The sequence below is a fragment of the Sphingomonas sp. genome, from assembly GCF_013816785.1.
GTDB lineage: Bacteria > Pseudomonadota > Alphaproteobacteria > Sphingomonadales > Sphingomonadaceae > Sphingomicrobium.
This window is the reverse complement of the sequence record NZ_JACDDV010000069.1, coordinates 1-8961: the sequence shown is the minus strand read 5'-3', so window position 1 is coordinate 8961 and position 8961 is coordinate 1. Positions and strand designations below refer to the sequence as shown.

The 8961-nt window shown below is 63.5% G+C and carries 9 protein-coding genes and 1 pseudogene; 9 read left to right on the top strand and 1 reads right to left on the bottom strand.

All coding sequences use genetic code 11. The annotated features are described in order from the left end of the window. From H0W65_RS11365 to H0W65_RS11345, 5 genes are all read left to right on the top strand, one after another. A partial coding sequence (locus H0W65_RS11365) for a peptidoglycan DD-metalloendopeptidase family protein (protein WP_294007694.1) occupies positions 1-423 on the top strand: 423 nt, incomplete at its 5' end. 9 nt (positions 424-432) lie between these two features. Continuing rightward, the gene (locus H0W65_RS11360; protein ID WP_294007692.1) at positions 433-1767 is read left to right on the top strand and encodes a S41 family peptidase; all 1335 of its coding nucleotides are present in this window, start codon (positions 433-435) and stop codon (positions 1765-1767) included. After that, positions 1767-2261: a disulfide bond formation protein B gene (locus tag H0W65_RS11355; RefSeq protein ID WP_294007690.1), complete on the top strand. Its 495-nt coding sequence runs from the start codon at positions 1767-1769 to the stop codon at positions 2259-2261. The genes H0W65_RS11360 and H0W65_RS11355 overlap by 1 nt, the downstream gene beginning before the upstream one ends. Beyond that, complete coding sequence (locus H0W65_RS11350) at positions 2258-2794, top strand: demethoxyubiquinone hydroxylase family protein (protein WP_294007689.1); 537 nt, start codon at positions 2258-2260, stop codon at positions 2792-2794. The genes H0W65_RS11355 and H0W65_RS11350 overlap by 4 nt, the downstream gene beginning before the upstream one ends. Positions 2795-2842: 48 nt before the next feature. Further along, positions 2843-3256 carry a hypothetical protein gene (locus tag H0W65_RS11345; RefSeq protein WP_294007687.1) on the top strand — a complete coding sequence of 138 codons (414 nt, stop codon included), beginning with the start codon at positions 2843-2845 and terminating at the stop codon, positions 3254-3256. Positions 3257-3262: 6 nt separating this feature from the next. Here H0W65_RS11345 and H0W65_RS11340 read toward each other — a convergent pair whose 3' ends face one another. Then, positions 3263-5020, bottom strand: coding sequence for a DUF885 family protein (locus tag H0W65_RS11340; RefSeq protein WP_294007685.1), 1758 nt, complete (start codon positions 5018-5020; stop codon positions 3263-3265). A gap of 113 nt (positions 5021-5133) precedes the next feature. On the opposite strand from H0W65_RS11340, the gene H0W65_RS11335 reads away from it, so the two are divergent. From H0W65_RS11335 to H0W65_RS11320, 4 genes and pseudogenes are all read left to right on the top strand, one after another. Beyond that, positions 5134-6378, top strand: a complete 1245-nt coding sequence (locus tag H0W65_RS11335; RefSeq protein WP_294007684.1) for a putative DNA modification/repair radical SAM protein — start codon at positions 5134-5136, stop codon at positions 6376-6378. A 21-nt stretch (positions 6379-6399) separates the two neighbouring features. After that, positions 6400-7809: a UdgX family uracil-DNA binding protein gene (locus tag H0W65_RS11330; RefSeq protein ID WP_294007682.1), complete on the top strand. Its 1410-nt coding sequence runs from the start codon at positions 6400-6402 to the stop codon at positions 7807-7809. An 83-nt stretch (positions 7810-7892) separates the two neighbouring features. Then, positions 7893-8744, top strand: coding sequence for a DUF6662 family protein (locus H0W65_RS11325; protein WP_294007680.1), 852 nt, complete (start codon positions 7893-7895; stop codon positions 8742-8744). A gap of 3 nt (positions 8745-8747) precedes the next feature. Then, positions 8748-8961, top strand: a pseudogene (locus tag H0W65_RS11320) (FMN-binding protein); the annotation flags it as partial.

The window sequence follows — 8961 nt, the reverse complement described above, 5'->3', positions numbered from 1 at the left end:
CCGCTGCCCGCGCCCGACTTCGCCTATTCGCTGCCGCTCGACGCGCCGCTCGCCGACGGACTCGGCTCGGTCAACCGCAGCGGCATCGCCTCGCGCGGCCTCCGCTTCAACTCGCTGCGCGGGACGCTGATCACCGCCCCCGCCGACGGCACAATCCTGTTCGCCGCCCCCTATCGCGCAGAGGATGGAGTCGTGATCATCGCTCATGGCGGCGGCTGGACCAGCCTCCTGCTCGGCGTGGCGAGCGATGTCCCGCGTGGCGGAAAAATCCTCCGCGGCGCTCCGCTAGGCCGAGCATTGGGGCCGGTCGAGGTCGAATTGCGCAAAAATGGCCGCCCGGTTTCCCCCGCCTTCATCGCAGCTTCATCTGTTTCCCTGTCAAATGGCGCGAAACCCGCTAATCTCACACGCGACGACGATTAGGACATGTTCATGCAACGCCTCGCCAAGCTTCTCCCGCCCCTCGCGCTGGTCGGCGCGCTCGCCATGGTGCCGATCGCCACCACCGCGATGGCCGCCGCCGAGACCGATACCCAGAAGGAGCTGGAAACCTTTTTCTCGGTGTTCGAGCGGGTGCGCGCCAACTATGTCGACAAGGTCGACGACCATACGCTGATCAAGGGTGCGATCGACGGAATGCTGAGCGCGCTCGATCCGCATTCAAGCTATGCCGAGGCGTCGGACTTCACCCAGCTGAAAACCACCACCGACGGCAATTACGGCGGGCTCGGCCTGACCGTCTCGACCGAGGACGGCGCCGTCAAGGTGATCGCCCCGACCGAGGACAGCCCGGCCGACCGCGCGGGTATCAAGGCGGGCGACTATATCACCAACATCGATGGCCAGTTCCTCTACGGCTTCTCGCTAGACGAAGCGGTCGAAAAGATGCGCGGCGCGCCAGGCACCAAGATCAAGCTGACCATCGTCCGCCCCGGCCGCGACAAGCCGTTCGACGTCGCCATCACCCGCGAACGGATCGAGCTGAAGCCGGTCAAGTGGGAAGTGAAGGACAATGTCGGCATTATCAACATCAACGGCTTTTCCGCCCAGACCGGCGCGCTGACGCGGGAGGCTCTGGTCGGCGTCGACAAGGCGACCGGCGGCCGCGCCACCGGCTATATCGTCGACCTGCGCTCCAACCCGGGCGGCCTACTCGACCAGGCGATCGAGGTCAGCGACGCTTTCCTCGAGCAGGGCGAGATCGTCTCCGAGCGCGGCCGCGAAGCGGGCGATATCGAGCGATTCTACGCCAAATCGGGCGACCTGGCGAAGGGCAAGCCGGTGATCGTGCTGGTCGACGCGGGCTCGGCCTCGGCGGCCGAAATTGTCGCCGGCGCCCTGCAGGACCACCGCCGCGCTCTGGTCATGGGCGAGCGTTCGTTCGGCAAGGGATCGGTGCAAAGCGTCATCCAGACCGGGCCCAGCTCGGCGCTCCGCCTGACCACCGCACGCTACTACACGCCGTCGGGCCGGTCGGTGCAGGCCGGCGGGATCGACCCCGACATCGCCGTGCCGCAGCTCAGCGACAAGGATTACAAGGACCGCCCGCGCCTGCGCGAGGCCGACCTTCGCCGCCACCTGATCAGCCAGGCCCAGGTCAAGGACGAGCTGCTGGAGGACGACGACCGGCCCGATCCGCGCTTCACCGCCACCGCGGCCGAGCTGGAGAAGAAGGGCGTCAAGGATTATCAGCTCGATTACGCGCTGAAGACGCTGCGGCGGCTCGCTCCCGTCGCGCCCGCACCGGCCAAGACCGCCGCCCGCTGATGCTCGCACCGCCGCCGGTCAGCGACGGCACGCGCCTCCGCAAGGCGCGGCTGGTCGCGCTGGTTATCCCGGCCGGGTTGCTCGGCGGTGCGTTGTTCTCGCAATATGTCGGCGGGCTTTACCCGTGCGAAATGTGCTGGTGGCAACGCTATCCGCACGGGCTGGCGATCCTGCTCGCCCTCGCCGCGCTCGCCTCGCCGCTTCGCGCCCCTCGCGCCCGCCCGCTGGTGCTGCTCGCCGCGCTGGCGATGGCGGTATCGGGCGCGATCGGCGTTTATCATGCGGGGGTCGAGCTCAAATGGTGGGAGGGTTTCACGACCTGCACCACCAGCGGCGCCCGCACCCTGGAGGATATTCTAAGCACGCCGCTGGTCCGCTGCGACCAAGTGCAATGGTCGTTCCTCGGCCTGTCGCTTGCCGCCTGGAACGCGATCATCTCGATCGGGGGCGCAACGCTGGTGTTCTGGCTGGCGGCTTGGAAGAGGGCGCGATGAGTAGCTGGCGTCCCGGCGACAAGCGCGCGGACACCGACTCGATGCTGCGCGTCGACCAGGCCGGCGAATATGGCGCGACCCGCATCTACGCCGGCCAGCTGGCGGTGCTCAGTCGCAGGTCGACGGCCGCTCACCAGATTTCGCGAATGGCGGCACAGGAGGAGCGTCACCTCGCTCGCTTCAACGCCCTGATGGCCGAACGGCGGGTGCGGCCGACCCTGCTCCAGCCGCTGTGGAACATCGCCGGCTTCGCACTTGGCGCGGCAACCGCGCTGATCAGCGAAAAAGCCGCGATGGCCTGCACCGACGCAGTCGAGACCGAGATCGACAAACATTATGCCGACCAGCTTCGGGCGCTTGGCGAGGATGATGCCGAACTGGCTGCCGACATCAGGGACTTTCAGGCCGAGGAGCTTGAGCATCGTGCCACTGCCCGCGCGCACGGTGCCGAGGAGGCGATCGGCTACCCCCTGCTGACCGCGGCGATTCGCGCCGGCTGCCGGGCGGCGATCGAGCTGTCCAAGAGAATTTGACGGGAACCGGGAACGCGGCTCGACCGCTTATTCCTTTGAAGGAAGCATATGATGACCAGTAAAATCTCTTTCTTGACCCTTGCCGCCGCGAGCCTTGCGGTCGCGCTACCGGCGCTCGTCGCGCCGACCCCGGCGCTGGCGCAGAATCGCGTCCGGGAAATCGAGGTGTTCGGCAACGATCCCTGCCCGCGCTCGACCGATGACGACATCATCGTCTGCGCCCGCAAGTCGGAGAAAGACCGTTACCGGATTCCCGAAAAGCTTCGCCAAAGCGGCAGTTACCAGTCGCGCCAATCCTGGGCCAATCGCGCGATCGCGTTCGAATCCTACGGCAAGACCGGGATCAACAGCTGCTCGGCGGTCGGCCCCGGTGGCTTCACCGGCTGCACCGAGCAATTGACCAAACAAGCCTTCAAGGAACTCGAAGAAGAACGGCGGAACGGCACCGCGCCGGATCAATAGCCCCGGCTAGCTGCGCGACTTTTCACTCGCGATCCACGCATTTATCTGCGCCTCGAGTGTGTCGAGGGGGACTGCTCCCTGGCCGAGCACCGCGTCGTGGAAGCGGCGAAGGTCGAACTTGTCGCCCAGCGCCTTTTCCGATCTTGCCCGAAGCTCCCGAATCTTCAGCTCGCCCAGCTTGTAGGCAAGCGCCTGCCCCGGATTGGAAATGTAGCGGTTGACCTCGGCATCGATATTGGCATCGGTAAGCGCGCTATTGTCCTTCATGAAGGCGACCGCGCGTTCCTTGCTCCACCCTTTGGAGTGGAGGCCGGTATCGACCACCAGGCGGCAGGCTCGCCACATTTCATAGCTTAACCGTCCCATGTCTTTTTGCGGCGTATCATACAGCCCCATCTCGATCCCGAGCCGCTCCGAATAAAGCCCCCATCCTTCGACGAAGGCGGTGAAGAAGGCGGTATATTTGCGCCACGCCGGCAGCTCCAACTCCTGCTGCAAGGCGATCTGGTTGTGGTGGCCGGGCACTGCCTCGTGGACGGTCAACGCCGGCAGCTCCCACAATGGGCGCTGGTCGAGCTTGGTGGTGTTGACGTAATAATTGCCGGCAAGTCCCGCATCCGGGCTGCCCGGCTGATAATAAGCGGTGGTCGATCCGGGAGCGATCTCCGGCGGAATTTCCTTCAGGCCATAGGGCAAACGCGGCAGGCGCCCGAACAGCGCGGGCATCTGCCCGTCGATGATCTTGGCCATGCGCGACGCTGCCGCCATCAACTCCTCGGGTGTCTTGGCATAATATTTGGAGTTGGTGCGCATGTCGGCGATCATCGCTTCGCGGCTGGCGAAGCCGGCTTTTTTCGCGACCGCCACCATCTCAGCCCGAATACGCGCCACTTCCGTCAGCCCTAACTGATGAATCGCGTCGGGCGAGAGGTCGGTGGTGGTCTGCTGACGCACCTGAAAGGCATAATATTCCCTGCCCTGCGGCAATGTCGACGCGCTGACGTCGGCGCGGCACTTGGCCTTGATGTCGCGATTATACGCGACGCCGAAGGCTTTGTAGCTAGGGTCGATCTTGCCCGAAATGACCGTTTTCGCCCGGGTCTGCAGCGTCGACCATTCCGCTTCGGAAATATTGGTGGGGCGATGCGCGGCGAACGGCGCGTAGAAGCGCGACTTAGCCGGATCGGCGGCGATCGAGCCGCTGATCGTGTCGCCGAACTTGGTCATGGTTACGCACGGCTGGGTGTAGCCCTGCCTGGCCGCCGCGACACTCAGGTCCGAATAGGCCCTCATCCGCGCCGGTACCAATTCCAGCCGGGCCAGGTAATTGTCATAATCTGCGCGGGTGCGGAATGGCAGCCCTTCGCCCAGCCCGGCGATGTTGTTGTGATAGCTGCCGAGGATCGAATAGAGCAGCATGCGCTGGCCGAAGCGGTTGCCCTCGACCTGACCTTCGAGCTGGCGTTTGAGGATCGCTTGATTGGCTTGGTCGGCAGTCGACAGCGGCGCGGCCGAAATTGCGTCAAGCCGCTTCAAAAACGCCCCCGCCTCCGCCGCTTGCCGGTCCATGACGGCGATGCCGATTTCGTCGAGCTGGCGATCATAGATCTGCACGCCAACCGAACTCGCCGTTACCGGCGAATTGCGGAGGGTCGCCGCCCAATATTCGTCTTCCAGTTTTTGGAAGTCCTCGGTCGGCCCGGCCAGCGCGGGTGCGGAAAACGCAACGAGCCCGGCTGCGAACAGAAAATACCGATAGCGCATGAAAAATCCCCCTTGTTTGGCCGACCCTAAACCACGCCCTTTCTGCTGCAAGCAGGATTTGACGAAAGGCTAAAGCACTGGACTCGCGGCTTATTCGAACATAAAGTGAACAAATGGCCCAACTCGATACCCGTGAAAAACTGGCAATCCTCGCCGATGCGGCGAAATATGATGCGAGTTGTGCGTCGTCGGGCACATCCAAGCGCGACAGCCGCGGGGGAACGGGGGTCGGCTCGACCGAAGGCATGGGCATCTGCCACGCTTACGCACCCGACGGCCGATGCATCTCGCTCCTGAAAATATTGCTAACCAACAGCTGCATCTTCGACTGCCATTATTGCATCAACCGCAAAAGTTCGAACGTGCGGCGCGCACGTTTCACGGCCGAGGAGGTCGTCAACCTCACGCTGGCCTTCTACAAACGAAATTACATCGAGGGGTTGTTTCTCTCCTCGGGCATCATCCGCTCTTCCAACTACACGATGGAGCAACTGGTCGAGGTCGCGCGGTCGCTGCGCGAGGGTCATGATTTTCGCGGCTATATTCATTTGAAGACAATCCCCGATGCCGATCCTGAGTTGGTGCGCCAGGCGGGGCTCCACGCCGATCGCGTGTCGATCAATGTCGAACTTCCCACGGCGCAAGGGCTCGAGCGGCTGGCGCCTGAAAAGGATGGCAACCGGATCGAAAACGCCATGCGCGACATGAAAAGCTCGATTGTCGACGCGCGCGACGCAAGCAGGAAGTATCGCAGCGCGCCCAAGTTCGCGCCGGCTGGCCAATCGACCCAGATGATCGTCGGCGCCGACACCGCGAGCGATGGCGAAATCGTGACACGCGCGAGCCAGTTGTACGATCGTTTCGCCCTGCGCCGGGTCTATTACAGCGCCTTTTCGCCAATCCCTTCGCCCAGCGCGGTGCTCCCGCTCAAGCGGCCACCGCTGATGCGCGAGCATCGACTTTATCAGTCCGACTGGCTGATGCGATTTTATGGTTTCACGCCGGCCGAGGTGGTGAGCGCCGCGGACGCCGATGGCATGCTGCCGCTCGACATCGATCCCAAGCTCGCCTGGGCGCTCAAGTTCCGAGAACATTTTCCCTTTGACGTCAATCGCGCGCCGAAGGAGCAATTGCTGCGGGTCCCCGGTCTTGGCACCAAAGCGGTCAGCCGCATTCTTAGTTCGCGTCGCTGGCGCTCGATCACGCTGGCCGATGTCGCGCGGCTGACGGTATCGGTGACCAAGGTTCGACCGTTCATCACCACCGCCGACTGGCGTCCGACGCTGCTGACCGATCGAGCTGATTTGCGCGCGCTGGTCGCGCCGAGGGAACGGCAGCTGGACTTATTCGCTGCCTGAGCGATGCTTCGCGAAGGCCCGATGATCGACGCGCACCGCGTGACGCTTGCCGCCGCGGACGATTTCGACGGGTGGCGCGTTGCTGCGCGAGGTCTGGCCGAAGCGGGCATTCCGGCTTCGGCGGTCATCTGGCAGGTCGACGGTGGCGAGACGGATTTGTTTGCCAATTCCGAAACGGGGCCGCGGCCGGTTGGGCCGGGCTTTGCCGTTCCGCGCAGCTTCGTTGACATGGCGGAAAAGGCCATTTGCCATTCGGACCCCCAGCGTTTCGGCTTGCTCTACGCGATGCTTATCAAGTTGCGCGCCAACCGCCGGGCCATGGAAGATAGCGCCGACCCGTTGCTCCACCGACTTGAGCATATGGCCAAGGAAGTCCGCCGCGATCTTCACAAGATGCATGCCTTCGTTCGCTTCCGCGAAGTCGAGGATCAGGGCGGCCCACGGTTCGTCGCCTGGTTCGAGCCCGACCACCACATCGTCCGCGCCGCCGCCGGCTTTTTCGTTCGCCGGTTCACCGCGATGCGATGGTCTATCCTGACCCCGGAGCTCAGCATTCATTGGGATGGGGAAGTGTTGACGGAAAGCCTCGGCGCGACGCGGCAGGACGCGCCGGACGGCGACCCGGTCGAGGAGACGTGGAAGACCTATTACGCCTCCATCTTCAATCCGGCACGGGTCAAGGTAGAGGCGATGACCAAGGAAATGCCGAAGAAATATTGGAAAAACATGCCCGAAACCGCGTTGATCGGCGAGTTAATCGCGGGCGCGCAAGCGCGCGAGGCAGCGATGATCGAGAGCAGCGCGGTCTTGCCGAAAGCGGGCGCCAACCTCCCTGCCTCGTGGCAGGCGCTAAAGGCCGAGGCGGCACATTGCACGCGCTGCGGCCTCTACAAATGCGCGACCCAAACCGTGTTCGGCGAAGGCCCGCTGGACGCGAAGATCATTTTCGTCGGCGAGCAGCCGGGTGATCAGGAGGACTTGGCCGGACGCCCCTTCGTCGGCCCGGCCGGGCAACTGTTCAACGCCGCGCTGGAGCAGGCAGGGATCGAACGGGCGCAAACCTACATTACCAATGCCGTCAAGCACTTCAAGTTCGAGCCTCGGGGCAAGCGCCGCATTCATCAGAAACCCGACACCGGCGAAATCGACGCTTGCCGCTGGTGGCAAGAGCAGGAGCGCCGGCTGATCAAGCCGGCGCTGACGGTGGCGCTCGGCGCCACGGCGGCGCGCTCGCTGACCGGCAAGACCGTCACCATCTCCAAGGTTCGCGGCAATCCGCTGACCTTGGCCGACGGCAACGAATGCTGGGTCACGGTCCACCCCAGCTTCCTGCTGCGCTTGCCCGACGAGGAAGTACGGCGGGCCGAGCGGGAGCTTTTCGTCGAAGATCTAAGGCGCATTCGCCGGCGCGTGTCGCACCTGGCACCATGACCCTCCAGAAAATGCTTCTTGCAAATGCGAACGCCTCGCATTAGCGAAGATTCATCAAGTCTTATCGGGGTTGCACTGATATTATGAAAAGCCTTCTCGCCGCGGCAACGCTTGCCTCCTCGTTCGTCATCGCGCCCCAGGCCGCCCATGCCGACGAGAATATCTTCGCCTACAGCTATGGCACCGAAACCCTCCCTAAGGGTGGCAGCGAAGCCTATCTTTGGGCCACCGACCGCCGCGGCAAGGGAATGGGCAGCTACAACGCGCAGGATTATAAGTTCGAGCTTGAGCACGGCTTTTCAGACCGTTTCCAGGCGTCGGCCTACGTCAATTTCGTCTCGCACCACATTCGCGAGCTTGAACCCGAGCTTGACGACCAAGACCGGAATTTCGCGTGGAACGGTTTGCAGGCCGCATTCAAATATGCGCTGGCAAGCCCCTATAAGGACGGCCTTGGTATCGCGATCTACGTCGAACCGGGCTTTGCCCGTTACGGCAAGAAATCGGGGGAGCGCGAGAATCAGGTCAGCCTCGAGACCAAGCTGCTCCTCCAAAAGAATTTCCTGAACGACAAGCTGATCTGGGTCGGCAATATCACCGCCGAACAGGAGTTCGAGCACGAAGGCGGCGGCGAATGGGAATCCGAGCTGGAGTTCGAACTGTCGAGCGGGCTCGCCTATCAAGTCGCCCCTGGTCTGCACGTCGGGGCCGAAGGCCGCTACACCGCCGCCTATGAGAATTTCCCCAACGAGTTCAAGCGCGCCGACTATGCGATCTTCCTTGGTCCGACGGTCCATTACGCGACCCGCAAATGGTGGGCGACGCTGAGCTACCAACCGCAGATCGATGGCGGTCCCAACGTCCGCTCGAAATCGCGCAACCTGGCCGATTATGAAAAGCGCGAAATCCGTTTGAAGCTTGGCTATAACTTTTAACCGATGGGCAGCGCATCCCCTTGGTACGTCGTGGTGCCGGCCGCGCTCGTCAGCGTCGCCGGTCCGGCACACGCCACCCAATATCTAACGATCGCCCAGGCGCAGCGGCTGCTGTTTCCGTCCGCCACTGCCTTCGTTGATCGGACGCTGGCGCTCACTCCCACGCAGCGTAAGGCGATCGGGCGGGCGGCGGAGATCGCCCCGGGCAACAGCCAGG

What these genes read in the sequence shown, in the direction of transcription:
- H0W65_RS11360 (WP_294007692.1), top strand. Translation starts at nt 433, where the DNA reads ATGCAACGCCTCGCCAAGCTTCTCCCGCCCCTCGCGCTGGTCGGCGCG.
- H0W65_RS11355 (WP_294007690.1), top strand. Translation starts at nt 1,767, where the DNA reads ATGCTCGCACCGCCGCCGGTCAGCGACGGCACGCGCCTCCGCAAGGCG.
- H0W65_RS11350 (WP_294007689.1), top strand. Translation starts at nt 2,258, where the DNA reads ATGAGTAGCTGGCGTCCCGGCGACAAGCGCGCGGACACCGACTCGATG.
- H0W65_RS11345 (WP_294007687.1), top strand. Translation starts at nt 2,843, where the DNA reads ATGATGACCAGTAAAATCTCTTTCTTGACCCTTGCCGCCGCGAGCCTT.
- H0W65_RS11340 (WP_294007685.1), bottom strand. Translation starts at nt 5,020, where the DNA reads ATGCGCTATCGGTATTTTCTGTTCGCAGCCGGGCTCGTTGCGTTTTCC.
- H0W65_RS11335 (WP_294007684.1), top strand. Translation starts at nt 5,134, where the DNA reads ATGGCCCAACTCGATACCCGTGAAAAACTGGCAATCCTCGCCGATGCG.
- H0W65_RS11330 (WP_294007682.1), top strand. Translation starts at nt 6,400, where the DNA reads ATGATCGACGCGCACCGCGTGACGCTTGCCGCCGCGGACGATTTCGAC.
- H0W65_RS11325 (WP_294007680.1), top strand. Translation starts at nt 7,893, where the DNA reads ATGAAAAGCCTTCTCGCCGCGGCAACGCTTGCCTCCTCGTTCGTCATC.